The 17,664-nt window shown below is 68.7% G+C and carries 14 protein-coding genes; 7 read left to right on the top strand and 7 right to left on the bottom strand.

Features of this window, described 5'->3' with window-relative positions; genetic code table 11:
• Positions 1-106 precede the first annotated feature (106 nt).
• A complete protein-coding gene (locus F4562_RS12345; protein ID WP_184538522.1) occupies positions 107-988 on the top strand; it encodes a carbohydrate ABC transporter permease in 882 nt (293 codons plus the stop codon).
• Positions 985-1,800, top strand: coding sequence for a carbohydrate ABC transporter permease (locus tag F4562_RS12340; protein ID WP_184538524.1), 816 nt, complete (start codon positions 985-987; stop codon positions 1,798-1,800). Before F4562_RS12345 ends, F4562_RS12340 begins: the two co-directional genes overlap by 4 nt.
• Positions 1,801-1,908: 108 nt before the next feature.
• On the opposite strand, the gene F4562_RS12335 is transcribed toward F4562_RS12340, so the two are convergent.
• Complete coding sequence (locus tag F4562_RS12335) at positions 1,909-2,385, bottom strand: hypothetical protein (RefSeq protein WP_184538526.1); 477 nt, start codon at positions 2,383-2,385, stop codon at positions 1,909-1,911.
• A 214-nt stretch (positions 2,386-2,599) separates the two neighbouring features.
• Here F4562_RS12335 and F4562_RS12330 point away from each other — a divergent pair, with 214 nt between their 5' ends.
• Together F4562_RS12330 and F4562_RS12325 are read left to right on the top strand one after the other, a co-directional pair.
• Complete coding sequence (locus F4562_RS12330; protein WP_184538528.1) at positions 2,600-3,055, top strand: Hsp20/alpha crystallin family protein; 456 nt, start codon at positions 2,600-2,602, stop codon at positions 3,053-3,055.
• Positions 3,056-3,141: 86 nt separating this feature from the next.
• Positions 3,142-3,474 (top strand): MerR family transcriptional regulator, encoded by a 333-nt coding sequence (locus F4562_RS12325; RefSeq protein ID WP_184538530.1) that lies wholly within the window; start codon positions 3,142-3,144, stop codon positions 3,472-3,474.
• A gap of 78 nt (positions 3,475-3,552) precedes the next feature.
• Here F4562_RS12325 and F4562_RS12320 read toward each other — a convergent pair whose 3' ends face one another.
• The 5 genes from F4562_RS12320 to F4562_RS12300 all read right to left on the bottom strand — a co-directional run bounded on the left by F4562_RS12320 (position 3,553) and on the right by F4562_RS12300 (position 10,299).
• The gene (locus tag F4562_RS12320; protein ID WP_184538532.1) at positions 3,553-4,800 is read right to left on the bottom strand and encodes a type II toxin-antitoxin system HipA family toxin; all 1,248 of its coding nucleotides are present in this window, start codon (positions 4,798-4,800) and stop codon (positions 3,553-3,555) included.
• Positions 4,787-6,520 carry a DUF262 domain-containing protein gene (locus F4562_RS12315; RefSeq protein ID WP_184538534.1) on the bottom strand — a complete coding sequence of 578 codons (1,734 nt, stop codon included), beginning with the start codon at positions 6,518-6,520 and terminating at the stop codon, positions 4,787-4,789. The genes F4562_RS12320 and F4562_RS12315 overlap by 14 nt, the downstream gene beginning before the upstream one ends.
• Before the next feature lie 164 nt (positions 6,521-6,684).
• Complete coding sequence (locus F4562_RS12310) at positions 6,685-7,584, bottom strand: carbohydrate ABC transporter permease (protein ID WP_184538536.1); 900 nt, start codon at positions 7,582-7,584, stop codon at positions 6,685-6,687.
• Positions 7,581-8,612 carry an ABC transporter permease gene (locus tag F4562_RS12305; protein ID WP_311733832.1) on the bottom strand — a complete coding sequence of 344 codons (1,032 nt, stop codon included), beginning with the start codon at positions 8,610-8,612 and terminating at the stop codon, positions 7,581-7,583. The genes F4562_RS12310 and F4562_RS12305 overlap by 4 nt, the downstream gene beginning before the upstream one ends.
• Positions 8,605-10,299, bottom strand: coding sequence for an extracellular solute-binding protein (locus F4562_RS12300; protein ID WP_184538538.1), 1,695 nt, complete (start codon positions 10,297-10,299; stop codon positions 8,605-8,607). Before F4562_RS12300 ends, F4562_RS12305 begins: the two co-directional genes overlap by 8 nt.
• A 212-nt stretch (positions 10,300-10,511) precedes the next feature.
• Between F4562_RS12300 and F4562_RS12295 the strand changes: the two genes are divergently transcribed.
• From F4562_RS12295 to F4562_RS12285, 3 genes are all read left to right on the top strand, one after another.
• Positions 10,512-11,717: an ROK family transcriptional regulator gene (locus F4562_RS12295; RefSeq protein ID WP_184538552.1), complete on the top strand. Its 1,206-nt coding sequence runs from the start codon at positions 10,512-10,514 to the stop codon at positions 11,715-11,717.
• 412 nt (positions 11,718-12,129) lie between these two features.
• Positions 12,130-14,904: a glycoside hydrolase family 3 protein gene (locus tag F4562_RS12290; protein WP_184538554.1), complete on the top strand. Its 2,775-nt coding sequence runs from the start codon at positions 12,130-12,132 to the stop codon at positions 14,902-14,904.
• A gap of 126 nt (positions 14,905-15,030) precedes the next feature.
• Positions 15,031-16,035, top strand: a complete 1,005-nt coding sequence (locus tag F4562_RS12285) for a LacI family DNA-binding transcriptional regulator (RefSeq protein ID WP_184538556.1) — start codon at positions 15,031-15,033, stop codon at positions 16,033-16,035.
• Between the two features lie 142 nt (positions 16,036-16,177).
• Here F4562_RS12285 and F4562_RS12280 read toward each other — a convergent pair whose 3' ends face one another.
• Positions 16,178-17,539 (bottom strand): hypothetical protein, encoded by a 1,362-nt coding sequence (locus F4562_RS12280; RefSeq protein ID WP_184538558.1) that lies wholly within the window; start codon positions 17,537-17,539, stop codon positions 16,178-16,180.
• Positions 17,540-17,664 lie beyond the last annotated feature (125 nt).

The raw sequence follows: 17,664 nt of genomic DNA, 5'->3' as shown, positions 1-17,664 counted from the left end.
CTCCGCCGGAGGGCCCGCGTCCTTCCCGGAGGGCCGACGTCCTTCCCGGAGGGCCCGCGTCCTCCGCCGGAGGCGCGGACCGCACGCACAACAGAGAGGTCGTCACATGACGACGAGGTCCCGCGACCGCGGGTACTGGGTGTTCCTGCTGCCGAGCTTCGTGCTCTTCACCGCGGTCATCGTCGTGCCCTTCCTGATGAACGTCGGGATCGGCTTCACCCGCTGGCAGGGCGTCGGCGATCCGCGGTGGGCCGGGCTGGACAACTACACGCGGCTCTTCGCCGACGAGCGGTTCTGGGCGTCCTTCCGTAACAACGTCGCGCTCATCGTGGCCATGGCGATCGTCCCGACGATCATCGGGCTCGTGCTGGCCGCGACCCTGTTCGACTACGTGGGCAAGAAGGTCGGCCCCCGGGCGGCCAGCCTGTTGCGGGCGGCGTACTACCTGCCCCAGGTGCTGCCGGTCGCGGTCGCCGGAATCGTCTGGGGGTGGATCATGCATCCCCAGTTCGGCGCGCTCAACGAGCTGCTCAAGCTGCTGGGGATGGAGCCGCGCAACTGGCTCGGCGACCCGGGCTGGGCGTTGCCGAGCGTCATGGTGATCATGGTCTGGTTCCAGATCGGCTACCCGGTCGTCATCTTCATGTCCGGGCTCCAGCGGGTCGACCCCGCCCTGTACGAGGCGGCGGAGATCGACGGCGCGACGTGGTGGCGACGGTTCTGGCACATCACGATCCCGCAGATCCGGCCGGAGATCTACGTGGTCCTGCTGACCTGCACGATCGCCGCGCTCAAGGTCTTCGGCCCGATCTTCGTGCTCACCCGGGGCGGCCCCGGCGGGGCCACCCTCGTGCCGTCCTACTTCAGCTATCAGAACTTCTTCGAGAAGGCCAACGTCGGGTACGGCGCGGCGATCGCCACCGTGCTCACCCTCGTGATCATCGTGGTGACGGTCTTCTTCATGCGGATACAGGACAAAGAATCATGATCCGAAAGTACTCGGTCCTGGTCTCGCTGGTCGTGCTGGCCGTCGTGATGCTGGTGCCGTTCGGCGTCGTCACGCTCAACGCGGTCAAGTCGCCGGCCGACTACTCCTCCGGCGGGCCGCTGAGCCTGCCCGGGGAGCTCTACCTCGACGGCATCGTGAAGTTCTGGAACCGGGTCGACTTCGGCGGCAAGCTCTGGAACAGCCTGCTGATCAGCGGCTCGGTCGCCGTGCTCGCGACGGTCCTGTCGGTGCTCAACGCCTACGCGCTCGGCATCGGCAGGGTACGCGGGCGGATGTGGATCCTCGTCGTCTTCCTGGTGGCCAACACGCTGCCGCAGGAGGCGCTGGTCTACCCGCTGTACTACCTGGCCAAGGGGGTCGGCCTGTACGACAGCCGGCTCGCGGTGATCATCATCTTCACGGTGATCCAGAGCGCGTTCGGGACCTACCTGCTCGCCTCGGTGCTCGGCCGCTTCCCGCACGAGATCCTGGAGGCCGCGGCCCTCGACGGGGCGGGAAAATGGCGGGCGCTGTGGCGGATCGTCGTGCCGATCAGCAGGCCCACACTGAGCGTCCTGCTCATCTTCTTCTTCATCTGGACCTGGAACGAGTTCTTCCTCCCCCTGGTCTTCCTGATCTCCAACGAGAACCAGACCGTCCCGGTCGCCCTGGGCGTGCTCCAGGGGGACAAGATGATGGACGCGACCATGTCCAGCGCCTCGGCGCTACTCGGCATCCTGCCCGCCGTGGTGTTCTTCCTCATCTTCCAGCGGACCCTGACCCGCGGCGTGACCGTGGGGGCGGTCAAGTAGCAGGCCCCCCGGTCTCCCGCTCCGCCCTGCCGTTTTCCCCCGCCCGGTCTTCCGCCGGCCCTGCCGGCCGCCCTCCCGGTCTCCCGCCGGCTCCGCGGCCGGCGGGGGTCAACCGTCGACCGCGCGGTTGATCGCGGTCGAGACCGCCAGGGGGACGGCGAGCAGGCCCAGCAGGACGAGCTGGGCCGTCCGCTCCCCCAGATCGCTGGAACAGTGCCCGGGCGGGTTGTCGCCGAACCAGGGGATCAGGGTGCCGATGGGCCCGCCGCAGCCGTCCGGCCCCGCCCGCAGGGGAGCCAGGACCAGCGCCAGGATCAGGGCGAAGAGCATGACCAGCCAGTGCTGGGCGGAGGAGGAGGCGATCTCCGGGTAGAACAGGCGGCGCCACTGGCCGTACACCCAGAAGTAGAGGGCGAGCGCGAGCGAGACGAACCCCGTCGCGGTCCCGTCGACGTCGACCGGGGTGCGGACGGCGAACGCGAGCGCGGCCTCCGCCGTGAGCACCCCGGTGAGCCACCACGCCCGGTGCCAGGGCACCGACCAGGGGCCGATCCGCGCGTATCCGATTCCCGCCTCACCGCTCATGGTGGGAATCGTGACACCGGCCACTTGCGCGCGGCTTGGACCCGGCTGCCGGATGACCGGAGGAGCTGCAGGAGACCTAATGATCCTGTCGGAGAATGCATGAAACTTTACTCGCATAGAACTTGCAACTCCTACCGAGAGAACTTATAACTGAAGTAGGAACTTTGAGAGGCAGGCTTGAGGAACCTGCCGGGTCCCATGGAGGTGGTTCTCGATGCTGCTGACGTCGATCGACCCGTTCGTGCAGGAGTTCGACCGTCAGTTCGACCGGCTCACCCGTCAGGCCCTCGGATGGGGCGAGGGCGAGACGCGGGGTGCCATGCCGCTGGACGGTGTCCGCCGCAAGGACGACGTCCTGCTGAAGTTCGACCTCCCCGGCGTCGACCCCGAAACCATCGAGGTCACCGTCGACCGCGGAGTGCTCTCGGTGAGCGCCTCCCGCGAGGAGGAGTTCGGGCAGGAAGACCGGATGTTCGTCCGGGAACGCCCGATGGGCACCTTCACCCGCCGCGTCTACCTCTCCGAGCACCTCGACAGTGACAGGATCGACGCGGCCTACTCCAACGGGGTCCTAGCCGTGCGCATCCCCGTGATCGAGCGGGCCAAGCCCCGTAAGGTCGAGATCCAGCGGGCCGAGCACGCGGCCGAGCAGAAGTCCATCAAGGCCTGATCAACAGGCCCGCACGTCGAACCGCGACAGGGTGGAAGCCGGGGAATCCGGCTTCCACCCTGTCGCGGTCCGGGAAAGGAACGGCGATGGTCCAGCTGCCCTTCGACGACGAGCACGCGCCGCTCTACTCGGTCGGCCAGGTGGCCGACATGCTCAACGTCGAGCAGGCGTTCCTGCGCCGCCTCGACGAGTACGACGTGGTCCGCCCCGCCAGGTCCCCGGGCGGCCAGCGCCGTTACACCCGTCACGAGATCGGCCACCTGCAGAACGCCATCGCGCTCATCGGCGAGGGGATGAGCCTCACCGCCGTCCGCCGCATCTTCGAGCTGCAGCAGGAGGTCGCCGCCCTGAGGGCCGAGCTGGCCGGGGAGCGCGCCGCCCGTGAGGGCCGGTCCGGGGGCACGCCCTCGGGCGGCTGAAGGCGCATCCGAAGGAAGTCTGCACATGATCGTTTCTGGGGCCGCCCGCATCTGTCGTCGTGGCATGAACGGGTGGGCTCATGCGATTTTGGTTGTGGAGAGCAGCGTTCGGCTGGCTCTTGCGACGCTCGAAGCCACGCACTGGCGAACCTGCGGTGCCTCCGCAAGGAGTTCGTCACACATCGGCAATACTGAGCGCACTCGGCTCACCAGTTCTACGACCACATCTTCCAGTCCGGCCCCTTCTGCGCACAGGCGCCGCTCCAGTCGTCGGAAGGTGCCGACGGTGACCCCGTCGAAACGTCGCGAGCCCGCGAATTTCATACCAAGGGTTTCCCCCTCACCCATATAAGCGGCTGTACAAACGAGATCATAGGCAGGAGACAGGGTGGGACTCACCGGATTCCGGTAGACAAGGGACCAGTTCTTCAAGTGCGCGTCTCCATTAGAGATCAACACAGTGAAAGCGAGCCGCCTGGCGAACTCCTGTAAGGCCGAAATATCATGGAGGCGGTAAACTAGCGCGGCCACCGTCTCATAGTTTCCGAGATATTTCTCACTGGGGTAGACCCCGCGAACCTGGGCGAGATCTTCGATGTGGATGGGTTGGCGATTTTCGCCTCGATCGAAACGGCGCACGGCATAAGCCAGGGTTTCGTCACCAGGCCATACCCTCGAGGGGAGCGTGTCAAGTTCGTCGCGCCGATAGAGGCGGACTTCGGGTACGTCGATGCCGACGGCGGCGGCCAGTGACATCATCGCGTATTCGTTACGGGGAACGTCGGGATAGGCCCGGTCGGGAAGCTTGACAATCCAGTCGCCACCCTGACCGAAAGCAGGAAGCGTGAGCCGGTGGTCTTCGGCAAGCATGGAGAACTTGAGTGCCACGCCCGCGAGGGAGAAGCGCATCTCAAGATGGAGGTCTTCTTGAACCGTCCGCTTGTCCGTGCCTGTGAGGCTCAAGCCGGGATCTTCAAAAGCGTCCTCCTCGCCTTCGCAGGGCAGCACCCGGACCGCTCCCGGCAGATCGTGGCCGACCTGGGCGAGCAGTTCCATCTCTCGGTCTGCTGAAACCCCTCGATCAGTCGCGATCCAATCTCGAAGCACACCCTCAGGTAGAAGGTTGGAGAACCACGGCGGAAGTCGGAGCGCGGCGGCGTGCCTGCCGGTCAGGTTCTGCTCGAAGTTAAGCCCCAGGATCGCCCGGCTCGGATTCAGAAGGTAACTCTCCAAGAATACGAATCGAGTGAAATCGCCACGCTGATACAGCGTGCCCACGCGCTCGTCGCCCAGGACGACGGCATAACGCGACTCAGTCGGAGGCATGGAATTCCTCGTCGGGGAGGGCTGGTTCATCGCCGGGAAGATCTTCGATCAGGAGATCGGAGATGGGTGGAGTATTCTCGAACCTCCATTCGCACATGCGGTCGAGGAAGCTCTTGACGATGGATATGAGATTGCTCTGCCGCCCCTGAAGGAATGGGACAACCTGGTCGTTTTGGAGAAGAGTCGCCATTTCCGGGGTGATCAGATGGGAATCGAGAACTTTCAACCAGGTGCCTTCGTCCATGGTGATCGGTGGATTCGCCAGGACGTCGCCGACGTTCTTACCCGCTTCCTGTCCCATCGACGGAAGCAAGACACGGTTGGCCGCCCACAGCCGGTACTTCTCCGGTACCAGCCGGCTGGGAAGAATGTAGCGCACCGCATCCGCTGCGGTGGGCCGATCGGTGAGGCATTCGGCAAGTTGGATGCGATCGCTGAGCGCTCCTGTGCTGGGGTCTCTTGGCGTCAGCGCCCACCAGGAACACAATGTGATCTTGGTGGCCGCCTCGTTGGTTCTGAACCTTCGGAGCTCGGGCAACGGCGGTGCGGGCCGGTTGAGGGTGTTGAGAAGGCTCTGCACGGACTCACTAAGGGAGCTGGGCTGAATTTTGGCGCAGAGTGCCCTGCTCGCACCGGTGCTGCTGCCCTTGAAGATCTCCGGCCCCAGCAACGCCGCCCGCCAGTACCAACGCCGCAGCAATCTTCGGTTAGCTGGATCTGGGTCGGGGAAATGAGCGAAGACCCGGGTGAGCACGATCAACAGGTATCGGTAGGCGAGCAGGCTGAAATGTGGCACGCCCACCTCGTTCTGGAGGAAGCGGACTGCCCGTGCCAGCGCCTCCTCTCCCGCCTGGTAGGCCGTGTCACGATCTTCCCCCGGGAACTCGATGACTTCCCTGCGGTTCTCATCGTCGAATTCTGTCCGGATCTCACGTTCGGGATCCGGTCCTCGCCTGGCGAGCATCGCGCGCAGGACCGTGTCGTTGTCGATGCGGCCGAAGCCGAACTGTTCATCGACATGGGTGGCGATCAGGTCGATGGTGAGTGTTCTGTCTTGCGCCGACTCTTCGCCCGCGTAGAGGGCGGAAAAGATTTCCGCTTTGCTCAGGCGCTTTCCGTAGTTGTTCATCCGGTCGAAGATGTCCTGGAGGACTTCGGCGCTTTCCTGCTCCACCTGGTAGGCGGGCATGGGGTACTGCCGCAGGACTGTGGTCAGGTTGAACGCCCGGTCCTGGAAGGAAGAAGGGATACCCGGGTAGGCGGTGAACCAGCGAAGGACTTTACGAAGATCGAACAGGATGGGCAGTGGAACGACGTGAGGGTCCTCGGCCGTCGGCCGGGGTATGAACCTCTCGTTCCTCAAGTCATAAGCCAGCGCGAACCTCGGGTCCCGTCCCCCCTCCTCGTGCAGGGCGTTGGCCAGGCTCGTAATCCGCTGTTGGCCGTCGACGACCCACAACGACGGATCCATTCGGGGAGCCTCGATCCGCAGTGCTCCGAGAGTGAGGATCTGTTCCGCAGCGGGCCGCACCCAGAGGAGAAGGCTGCCGACCGGATAGCCTTTGACAATGCTGTCGAAAAGCCGGATGACATCTTCACGCCCCCACCGAAAATCTCGCTGGAAGTGCGGAACCCGGATTTGGCCGCGCCAGGCCATGCCGACCAATTTTTCCACATCGTAGGTCGTGGCGCTGGGACGGGTGTCCAGCCCGCTGCTCATCGCGGCTCCTGTCGTGGGGATGCATCGTGGCGAGGAGAGTCACTGTTCGTATCTCGATCCCTATTAAACAGGCATACCAGAGGGCGGGCCGGGGGTAGCACGAAGACACCGAGGGCTGCAGACCGTATGTCGGGATCCTCGCGCCTCTGGATTTTCACGGTCGACTACCCCTTGATGGCCCCGATGATCACTCCCTTGGTGAAGTGCCGCTGGACGAACGGGTAGACGAACAGCACCGGCAGCAACGCGACGACGACGATGGCCATCTGGATCGCCAGGCTCGGGGGCAGCGCCTGACCGGCGATCGTGCTGTTGCTGCTCTGGCCCACGACCAGCGCCTGGCCCTGGAGCACGTACTGGCGCAGCACTACCTGGAGCGGCCACTTGGCGTTGTCGTTCAGGTAGAGCACGGCGTTGAAGAAGGAGTTCCAGTAGCCGACCGCGTAGAACAGGCCGATGACGGCCGTGACGCCCTTCGACATGGGCAGCACGATCGTGCGCAGGATGCGGAACTCGCTCGCCCCGTCGATGCGGGCACTGTCGCTCACCTCCTCCGGGATGTTCATGAAGAACGCCCGCATGACCACGAGGTTGAACGCGGTGACCGCGCCGGGCAGGATCAGCGACCAGTACGAGTCGATCAGCCCGAGCGAGCTGACCAGCAGGTAGTTGGGGATCAGGCCGGGGCCGAACAGGAACGTCAGCAGCACCAGGAACAGCATCGGCCGGTGCAGCAGCGAGCCGGGCCGCGACAGCCCGTAGGCGGCCAGCACGGTGACGACCAGGCTGATCGCCGTGCCCACCACGGTCACCCCGAGGCTGACCAGCACCGACCTGGTCACCACGCCGCCCGCGAACAGCTCCTCGTACGCGGCGAAGGACAGCTCGCCCGGCACCGTGACCAGGCCGCCCGCCTGTGAGACCGTCTCCTGCGTGGACAGGCTGGTCAGCACGACCATGTAGATCGGGAACAGCACGCCCGCCACGATGAGCGTGAGGACCAGGCCCTTGAGGAACAGGCCGGCGCGGCTCGGCCGCTCGGCCCAGGGGGGAAGAGTCGTCATGATCGTTTGTAGATTCCCTGCTCGCCGAATCGGTGGGCGACCTTGTTGGCCATCAGGATGAGGATCAGCCCGACCAGGCCCTTGACCAGGCCCGCCGCGGCGCCGTAGCTCCATTCGCCGGTCAGCAGCGTGCGCCAGTACACGAAGGTGTCCAGCACCTCGGCGGCGTCCCGGCCGACCGCGTCGCGCTGAAGGAAGAACTGCTCGAAGCCGACGTTCAGCGCCTCGCCGAGGCGCAGGATCAGCAGCAGGACGACCACCGGACGCAGGCCGGGCAGGGTGATGTGCCACATCCGCCGCCAGCGGTTCGCGCCGTCCACGGCGGCGGCCTCGTAGAGGTTCTGGTTGATGGCGGCCAGCGCCGCCAGGAAGATGATCGTCCCCCAGCCGGCGTCCTTCCAGATCGTCTCCGCCGTCACCAGCACAAGGAAGGTGTCCGGGTTCGTCATGATGTCGATGCCCCGGTAGCCGTGGTCGCGCAGCGTCTGCGACAGCAGGCCGGCGCCGCCGAACATCTGCTGGAACAGCGTGACCACCAGCACCCACGAGAAGAAGTGGGGCATGTAGACGATGCCCTGGATGAACAGCCGCAGCCGGGGCCGCACCACGCTGTCCAGGAGCACGGCCAGCAGGATCGGCACCGGGAAGTAGAAGACGAGCTGGAAGGTCGTGATCGCCAGGGTGTTGAGCGTGGCGTCCCAGAAGCTCTCGTCGAACATCAGCCACTGGAAGTTGCTGAAGCCGACCCACGGGCTGTCCGCGATGCCCACGTAGGGGGAGTAGTCCTGGAAGGCGATGACGTTGCCGAGCAGCGGGACGTAGTGGAACACGATCAGCAGGCCGATCGCGGGCAGCGCCATCAGCAGCAGCTGCCAGTCGCGCCGGAGCCGCGCGAGGAACGGCTGGCGTTCCGTCCGTTTTGCCGCTCTTGTCCTTTGGGCCCTGTTTCCGACATCCTTGGAGACGCCGGTGCCGGCGGGTGAGGTCAGGTCACCCGCCGGCCCGGTCTTCGCGTGGTCCCTAAGCACGGCCGTTGTCCTGCAGGACCTTCAGGTAGAACTCGCGGGCCTCGTCGCCGCCGTCCCTGCGCCACTCACTGACGATCTGCTTGGCGTCGCTCACGGGCCGCCGGCCGCGCATGATGTCGGTGAACTTGTCCTCGGTGGGGACCTGCAGCCCGGAGTACTTCGACGGCCGCTGGATCCTGATCCCGTCGAACGGGCCCTTCTCCAGGTGGGGGAAGGTGGCGTTCTGCCACTCCACGTTGAGCTTGACCGCGTCCGGGTAGGACCAGTCGACGTAGAGCGGGCGCCCGCCGAGGAAGCCGTAGGTGTAGGCGACCTCCTTGCGGCCGAGGTCGGTCAGCTGGGGGGTGCCCTTGTCGTCGCGGGTGAAGTGCTTGCCCTCCACACCGAAGTTCGACAGCTCGTACTCCTTGGTGCCGAACGGCGCCGCGCACCAGTTGAGAATGGAGAGGATCTCCTCCACCTTCTCCTTGGGCAGGCCCTTCCTGACGAAGGTGAAGATGCCCGCCGCGGTGCCGTGGTACATCATCGGCGTGCCGCCGTCGTGGGCGAAGACCGGGAAGACGCCGAGGCTGAAGCCGGGGTTCTTGCCCCGGTGCTGCTGGAGCAGTTCCTTCCAGCCGCCGAGGCCGTCGCGGTAGACGAGGATCTGCCCGGCCGCGATCAGGTCCTTCTCGTTGGCGCCCTTGCTGCTGACCACGTTCGGGTGGACCAGCTCCTCCCTGAAGACCTTCTGCATGAACTCCAGCATCAGCTCGAACTCGGGCGTCTCGTACTTGTGGATGAGCTTGCCGCCCTCGTACCGCCACTCCTGCGGGATGCGGAAGGTGGGCCACATCATCTCGTGGATGCTGCCGAACGCCCAGCGCTTGGCCTTGGCGTCGGTGATCTCCTTGCCGAGCCGGAAGAGCTCGTCGGCGGTCTTCGGGTTGGCGTTCCAGCCGTTCTTGTCGAACAGGTCCTTGCGGTAGAGCAGCCCGAACGGGTACGGCTCGGTGGGGAACGGCACCGCCATGAGCTTGTCGTTCCACACCGACCACTGCCAGGCGGCGGTCGGCAGGTTGGCCAGCAGCGGGTACGGCTTGACCCTGTCGCCTTGCAGGTACGGGGTGAGGTCCTCGAACGCCTTGTCGACGGCGGTGTTGAAGTCCGCCATCTTCTCGATCTCCCAGCTCGGGATGACCATGATGTCCGGCAGGTCGCCGGCGGCGAGCCGGGCGATCGCCTTGTCGCCGTAGACGTTGCCGTCGGTGATCTGGAACTCGACCGTCGCCCCGATGTCGGCGTTGACGGCCTGGAAGTAGGAGTTGTCCGCCAGGGCGGGCGGCGGCGGCCCCCACAGCGGGGTCATGGCCTTGTAGGAGCCGCCCTTGCCGGCCTTCTGGGTGAGGGCGGCGGTGGGGCTGGCCGGGTAGGAGGTGAAGCCGCCGCCGACGTCCGCGACGCCCGGCAGGGTGGAGACGGTTCCCGGGATGTCGGGCTTGATCCCCGGGAAGGGGGTGTAGGTGGGGGTCAGCGACGTCAGCTTGTCCGCCGCGGCGGCCGTGGCTCCTCCGCTGCCGGGCCGGGGGCCGCTCGGGGCGGAACACGCGCTGAGCAGACCGCCGCCCGCGACCGCGACGGCACTGAGTCCTACCAGGCCGAGAAAGCCGCGGCGGCTGGTCGTCGCGCCTCCGGGGAGATCGTTCACGGCGCGCTCCCTTCGTTCGTTCGGGATGGATGGGGGGTGTCGGCGGAGAGGGCTCCGGGGTAGAATTAGTTCGTCTTCCGACCAAACAAATTAGTCGAGGGTGACCGACGCCACAAGTGACCGACGATCGCGGGACGCCGGTAGGCGGTCACGGATTGGTGAACGATGGGGCATGATGGGGCCAGCCTGGCCGAGGGAGAGCGGGACTCACCTTGATCACATCTACGACCGACCCGCGGCCCGCGGACTTCGCCGACGTGCGGGCCACGAACCTCGCCGTCGTGCTGAGGTTCGTGCGTGAGCACGCGCCGTGCTCGCGGGCCGACATCGCGGCGTCCACCGGTCTCAACAAGGCGACCGTCTCCAGCCTGGTCGCCGATCTCATCGACCGCCGGCTGGTCCGGGAGACCGGCCTGACCGAGAACCGGGTCGGCCGTCCCGCCACGATGCTCGTGCTCGACGGCTCGCCGTACGCGGCGATCGGCATCGAGGTGAACGTCGACTACGTCACCGCTGTCGCGGTGGACCTGTCGGGACGGCGCCTGCTCTCCTGGCGCCGCTCCTTCCCCGGCGCCACCAGTGCGCCGGGCCAGGCCGTCGCGGCCGTCGCCGGGATCGTCCGCCGGGTGGTCAACCGCATGGCCAAGGAGGAGCGGCAGGTCCTCGGGGTGACCGTGGGCGTGCCGGGGCTGGTCGGCCTCGACGGTACCGTGCGCATCGCCCCCAACCTGGGCTGGCGCGACGCCGACCTGTGCGGAGACCTCACCAAGGCGCTGCGCGACCCGGGCTTCCCCGTCCAGGTCGACAACGACGCCAACCTCGCCGCCCTGGCCGAGCACCGCTTCGGGCCGCAGGCCGGCACGGCCGACCTGGTCTACCTCACCGGCGAGATCGGAGTGGGGGCCGGGGTCATCCTCGACGGGCGGCTGCGCCGCGGTGGGCAGGGCTTCGGCGGTGAGATCGGCCACCTCCAGCTCGACCCGCTCGGCGCCGAGTGCCGTTGCGGACGCCTGGGCTGCCTGGAGGCCGTCGCCGGGATCGGCGCCGTGCTGGAGCAGGCCGCGCTCTCGCCGGCCGACGTCGAGGCCGAGCTGGAGGAGGTGGTGCGCCTGGCCCGCGACGGCGACCCCCGCACGCTCACGATCCTGAAGAACGTGGGGCACAGCCTGGGCAAGGGCGTGGCGCTGGCCGCCAACCTGCTCAACCCCGAGGTCGTCATCCTGGGCGGCTACTACGTGCCGCTGGCGCCGTGGCTGCTGCCCGCGGTGGAGGCCGAGATGCGCGGACGCATGATCGCGCCGGACGCCGGGGGCTGCCGGGTCGTCGCCTCCACGCTCGGTTACGACGCCGCCGCCCTCGGTGGCGCGGCTCGGGTGCTGGATTCGGTGGATTCAGGGCGTTTGCCGCGGATCTCTTGACCTGAGCCGCACAGGAGTGCACCCTTGCGGGAAGCTCCGTTCGAAACACGCGTGTAACGAACGGAGTTTTCCCGGACCAACCGTCGAAGCGTTTCGATGTCCTCGGTCGAAGCGCTTCGACGCTCGTAAAGGGACGGTCTCCCGTGACCTCACCCCCCACGACCGCAACCAGCGGACTCCGGCCCTCCGGCCGGGTGTTCCCCTCTCTCCGCCGATCGCGGACACCGATGGCGAACGCGGTGCTCCACCTCGGCACCGCAGGCGCTCCGCCTCCCCGCCGGGCCGGCGGCGAGGACCGCGCAACCCCGTCAGGTCCGACCGGTCATCGCGAGCCCGCGCACGACCGTAACCGAAGGGAGGCAGGGGTGTCCCGCCCGTGGCCGCAGCCAGGGGCCCCCGCCCCGGGAATCCGATGAACGAACCCTTCCGCGACGCGACGCTCCCGCTCGCCGTGCGCGTCGCCGACCTGCAGAGCAGGCTCACCCTCCAGGAGAAGATCGGCCTGCTGCACCAGTACCAGGCGCCGGTCGAGCGCCTCGGAGTCGGCGCGTTCCGCACCGGCACCGAGGCGCTGCACGGCCTGGCCTGGCTCGGCCCGGCGACGGTGTTCCCGCAGGCGATCGGCCTGGCCAGCACCTGGGACCCGGAGCTCGTCAGGCGCGTGGGCGAGGCCACGAGCGACGAGGCCCTGGCCTTCCACCACAAGGACCCCGCCGGGGCCGGACGCAACGTCTGGGCCCCCGTGGTCAACCCGCTGCGCGACCCCCGGTGGGGGCGGAACGAGGAGGGCTACTCCGAGGACCCGTGGCTGACCGGCGTCATGGCGACGGCGTACGCCTCCGGCCTTCGTGGGAGCGATCCCACAGTGTTGAAGACCGCCCCCACGCTCAAGCACTTCCTCGGCTACAACAACGAGACCGACCGCTGCGTCACCTCCAGCAACCTGCCGCCCCGGGTGCTGCACGAGTACGAGCTGCCGGCCTACCGCCCCGCGCTGGAGAGCGGCGCCGCGGTGGCCGTGATGCCGTCGTACAACCTGGTCAACGGCCGTCCCGCGCACCTGAGCCCGCTGATCGGCGAGGTGCTGCGGCGGTGGGCGCCCGACGACGTGCTGGTGGTCAGCGACGCCTACGCACCCGCCAACTTCACCGGCCTGCAGGCCTACTACGACGACCTCCCCGAGGCGTACGCCCACGCGATCAAGGCCGGGCTCGACAGCTTCACCCAGGACGACGACCGGACCGAGGCCACCCTCGGCCACATCCGCGAGGCGCTGGAGCGTGGCCTGATCGGCGAGGCGGACATCGACGCCGCCGTCCGGCACACGCTGTCGATCCGGTTCCGGCTGGGCGAGTTCGACCCCGCCACCCCCTACGACGACGTCACCGAGGCGGTCGTCAACTGTCTCGAGCACCAGGAACTGGCCCGCGAGGCGGCCCGCCGCTCGATCGTGCTGCTGCGCAACGACGGCATCCTCCCGCTGGCGCCGTCCGTGCGCAGGATCGCGGTCATCGGCCAGCTCGGCGACACGCTGATGGAGGACTGGTACTCGGGCACCCTCCCGTACGCCGTCACCGCGCGCGCCGGACTCGCCGAGCGGTGCGAGACCGTGTTCTGCGAGGGCGTCGACCGGCTCACCCTGTCGGTGGACGGCGGCCACGTCGTCGCCGACCCCGACGGCGGCCCGCTGGGGGTCGGCGCCGAACCCGACCTGTTCGACCTGTTCGACTGGGGCGGCGGCGCCTACGCGCTGCGCGCGGTCGCGACCGGCCGCTACCTGTCGGTCGACGAGGCGGGCGTGCTGGTCAACGACCAGCCCGGCCCCAACGGCTGGGAGGTGCGCCAGACCTTCCGGATGGAGGACCGGCCGCGCGGCACCCTGGCGCTGCGGCACATCTCCACCGGCCGCTACCTCGCGCTGGACGGCGGAGCCTTCCGCCTGGTCGACGACGCCGACGCCGCCACCTGGCTCACCATGGAGCGGGTCGTCTCCGGCGCCGAGGCCGCCGCCGCCCTCGCCGCGACCGCCGATGTGGCCGTGGTGGTCGTCGGCGACCACCCGCTCGTCAACGGCCGCGAGACCGAGGACCGCCTCGACCTGGCACTGCCCGCCGCGCAGGAGGCGGTGGTGCGGGCCGTGCGCGCGGCCAACCCCGCGACCGTCATGGTGATCAGCAGCGGCTACCCGGTCACCTGGGCCGACGAGGACATCCCCGCGGTGCTGTGGTCCTCGCACGGCGGCCAGGAGTACGGCCACGCGCTGGCCGAGGTGCTGTTCGGCGACGCCGACCCCGAGGGGCGGCTCACCCAGACCTGGTACCGCTCGGCGTGCGAGCTGCCCGACCTGCTCGACTACGACATCATCGCCGCCGACGCGACCTACCAGTACTACCGGGGCACCCCGCTCCACCCCTTCGGCCACGGCCTGAGCTACACCACCTTCGACTACACCGACCTGGCGGTGTCGGTGGAGGACGGCCGGCTGACCGCCTCCGCCACCGTCGCCAACACCGGGTCCCGCGCCGGGGCGGAGGTCGTGCAGATCTACACCCGCCAGCGCCGGTCCCGGGTCAAGCAGGCGCTGCGCCGCCTGCGGGGCTTCGTCCGGATCCGGCTCGCCCCCGGCGAGAGCACCCGGATCACCTGGAGCCTCGACCTCCGCGAGCTGGCCTTCTGGGACGTCACCAGGAACCGGTTCGTCGTCGAGGACGCGCCTCACAAGATCATGATCGGCCGCTCCGCCCACGACATCCGGTTGTGCGCGCCTTTCCACGTCGACGGGGAGGAGATCCCGCCGCGGGCGGCCTTCGCCGGGCCGATCGCCGCGGTCGACCACGACGAGTACGACTCGGTGGCGTTCGTGGACGCCTCCCGGGTCGCCGGTGACGCCGTCCGCTCCGGCGCGGAGGGGGCGTGGATCCTGTTCCGCTCCCTCGATTTCGGAGCCCGGGCCGCCTCCTGCGCCGTCACCGCGACCGGCGTCGAGGGCGGCGTGGTCACCCTGCGCCTGGACGACCCCCTCTACGGGCCGGTCGTCGGCGACCTGCCGATCCCGCGGGGCGGTCGCTACGACCTGACCGAGGTTCGAACCGCGCTCGCGGACGTCCGGGGGGTGCACGATCTCTACCTGGTGTTCGAGAACGCCGGGATCACCGTGGCCACCGTAGGCTTCGACGAGGCCGGGTGAACCGGCGCGGCGGGTGCACCGGCCCTCCACCGCCGTCCGGGCCGGGCGTCATGGGCCCCGGGGACGTCGGGGCCGCGAGAGCCACGGGGCCCGTACGGTGAGGGGACCACGAGACGAGGGGAGCGCATGACCGGCCGGGCGGTGACGATCAGCGAGGTCGCCAGGCATGCGGGCGTCGCGGTCAGCACGGTGTCGTACGTGCTCAGCGGCAAGCGGGCGATCTCGGCCGACACCCGCCGCCGGGTGCTCGACAGCGTGCGGGTCCTCGGCTACCACCCCAACGCCGGGGCCAGGGCACTGGCCAGCAAACGGGCCAACGTCATCGCGCTGGTGCTGCCGCTGCGGGCGGGCATGCACGTGCCGGTGCTGATGCAGTTCGCCACCTCGGTGGTCACCGCCGCGCGGCGGCACGACCACGACGTGCTGCTGCTGACCGCCGACGAGGGGGCCGACGGGCTCCGCAGGGCGGCGGCCAGCGCGCTGGTGGACGGGCTGGTGCTGATGGACGTCGAACTCCACGACAGCCGGGTGCCGCTGCTGCGCGAGCTCGCCGAGCCGAGCGTGCTGATCGGGTTCCCCGCCGATCCGGCCGGGCTGACCTGCGTCGACCTCGACTTCGCGCGGGCCGGGGCACTCTGCGTGGAGCACCTGGCGGCGCGCGGGCACCGGGAGGTCGCGCTGCTCGGCGCCCCCTCGGTGGTCTACGAACGCGGCACCGGCTTCGCCCGCCGCACCCGGGAGGGCTTCACCGAGGCCGTGGCCGGGCACGGCCTGACCGGCGTGGCGCTGCCCTGCGAGGAGACCTTCGACCAGGTCTTCGCGACGGTCTCCGGCATCCTCGACGCCCGGCCCGGCCTGTCCGGCCTGGTGGTGCACAACGAGGCCGCGGTCAACCACGTGCTGGGGGCGTTGCGCCAGCTCGGCAGGAGGGTGCCGGACGACGTCGCGGTGGTGGCCATCTGCCCCGACGACGTCGCGGAGCGTTCCAGCCCGGCGCTGACCTCGGTGCTGATCCCGGCCGAGGAGGTGGGCCGCCAGGCGGTGTTGCTGCTCATGGAGAAGCTGGAGGGCCACTCCGTCCCCGGCACCACCTTCCTGGAGCCCCGCCTCACGGTGCGCCACAGCACCTGACCGGACGCCTCCCGGCGGCTCGGCGGCGTCCCGGCGGAAGGCACGGCCGCGGAAGGCCGGAAAGAGGCCGCGGAAGGCATGAAAGAAGGCGCGTCCCCCGTTCCCGGGGGACGCGCCTTGCCACGCCGTCGTCAGGGGCGGATCACCAGTCGCCACCGCCGAAGTCGCCTCCGCCGAAGTCGCCGCCTCCGCCGAAGTCACCCCAGCCGCCGCCGCCGAAGTCGCCGCCGCCCCCGCCGAAGTCGGTGCCGCCGCCGTCGGCGAAGCCCTGATCGTAGCCGTAGCCGTAGCCGCCCATGCCCCAGCCGCCGCCCATCATGCTGCCGAGCATGGTGCCGACGAGCATGCCGGTCATCACGTCGCCGAAACCGCCGTAGTAGCCGTAGGCGTACGGCTGGTAGGCCGGTCCCGCGTCGTAGTACGGCCGGCGCTGGCCGTTGACCATGACCTCGCGGGTCTGCGGCTCGAAGCCCCGCTCGATCGCCTCGGCGTCGGCCGCGCAGGCGGGCACGTCGCGGAGCGCGCCGCCGGGCGGGGCCCAGCGCACGTCACGCACCGACGGGCCGTGCTGCGGGTTGAAGAAGCACGGGGAGCGCCGCTCGGGGAGCGGCTGGTCGTTGACGCGGGCCTTCACGCAGGCGAGGGCGTAACGGCCCTCCTCCAGGGCGGTGGTCACACCGCGCAACTCGTCGGGACGCTTGACCGCCGCGAGCTCCACCTTGGCCCGCTCGTAGGAGTCGAGGGCACGCTGCCAGTCCTGGTTGTGGTCGCCGGAGTCGCCGAGCAGCTTGACGTCGGTGTCGAGGTCGGTGATCTCCTCGCCGAACTTGGTGACGTCCTCGTCCACGGTCTGCTTGACCGCGGCCAGCTCGGCGGCCTCGCGGGCCTCGCGCTGCTTGTTCTTCTTGCGGGAGTACAGGAACAGTCCGCCGCCGCCGGCCAGGGCCAGCACCAGGATGCCGACCAGTACGCCCGCGCCGGAGCCGCCGGAGGACGAACCGGAGCCGGCGGGACGCGCGCCGCCGCCGACCGCGGCGTCGTCGGCCAGCTTGACGAAGTTGACCACGTTGTCGGTCGGGCTGTTGCTGGTCCTCGCGCGGGTGAGCAGCTCGTCGACGTCGACGCCCCTGATGTTGGAGGCGCCGTACGGGATCTTGCCGTCCATGATCAGGACGGTGGACTTGCCGCCCACGCCCTTGAGCGTGGAGTTCAGCAGGGTTCTGGCCTGCGACTGGCTGGTGATGGAGCCGCCGGGCAGCACCGCCACGTAGACGGAGGAGGTCTGCTCGGCCGCACCGCGCATGGCGTCGGCGGCGTTGGCAGGAATCCCCGCGGCGGGATCGGCGTAGAAGTGGTCGCCGTCCTTCAACCCTGAGACGAGCGTGCTGGGGTCGGGCGCCGCGGCGGCGGCGGCCGCCGGGGCGATCATGAAGATGGCCAGCAGCCCGGCGAGCACTGCGAGTATCGCGGCGCCGAGACGACCTGGCGCGGTTCTTGTGGTCACGGCAGAAAGCCTCCTTCGTCCTGAGGACGAATGAGTGAGCGGCGGAGTTCCCTTACGCCTCTCCGTATCCATCCAAAATCCATGCAAACGCCCATCAATCCTCGCCCCGCATCCGGGGCGAGACC

This window comes from Streptosporangium becharense, assembly GCF_014204985.1.
Taxonomy (GTDB): domain Bacteria; phylum Actinomycetota; class Actinomycetes; order Streptosporangiales; family Streptosporangiaceae; genus Streptosporangium; species Streptosporangium becharense.
This window is presented reverse-complemented; position numbering and strand designations above follow the sequence as displayed.

What these genes read in the sequence shown, in the direction of transcription:
- F4562_RS12315 (WP_184538534.1), bottom strand. Translation starts at nt 6,520, where the DNA reads ATGAGCAGCGGGCTGGACACCCGTCCCAGCGCCACGACCTACGATGTG.
- F4562_RS12325 (WP_184538530.1), top strand. Translation starts at nt 3,142, where the DNA reads ATGGTCCAGCTGCCCTTCGACGACGAGCACGCGCCGCTCTACTCGGTC.
- F4562_RS12290 (WP_184538554.1), top strand. Translation starts at nt 12,130, where the DNA reads ATGAACGAACCCTTCCGCGACGCGACGCTCCCGCTCGCCGTGCGCGTC.
- F4562_RS12285 (WP_184538556.1), top strand. Translation starts at nt 15,031, where the DNA reads ATGACCGGCCGGGCGGTGACGATCAGCGAGGTCGCCAGGCATGCGGGC.
- F4562_RS12340 (WP_184538524.1), top strand. Translation starts at nt 985, where the DNA reads ATGATCCGAAAGTACTCGGTCCTGGTCTCGCTGGTCGTGCTGGCCGTC.
- F4562_RS12310 (WP_184538536.1), bottom strand. Translation starts at nt 7,584, where the DNA reads ATGACGACTCTTCCCCCCTGGGCCGAGCGGCCGAGCCGCGCCGGCCTG.
- F4562_RS12345 (WP_184538522.1), top strand. Translation starts at nt 107, where the DNA reads ATGACGACGAGGTCCCGCGACCGCGGGTACTGGGTGTTCCTGCTGCCG.
- F4562_RS12320 (WP_184538532.1), bottom strand. Translation starts at nt 4,800, where the DNA reads ATGCCTCCGACTGAGTCGCGTTATGCCGTCGTCCTGGGCGACGAGCGC.
- F4562_RS12330 (WP_184538528.1), top strand. Translation starts at nt 2,600, where the DNA reads ATGCTGCTGACGTCGATCGACCCGTTCGTGCAGGAGTTCGACCGTCAG.
- F4562_RS12335 (WP_184538526.1), bottom strand. Translation starts at nt 2,385, where the DNA reads ATGAGCGGTGAGGCGGGAATCGGATACGCGCGGATCGGCCCCTGGTCG.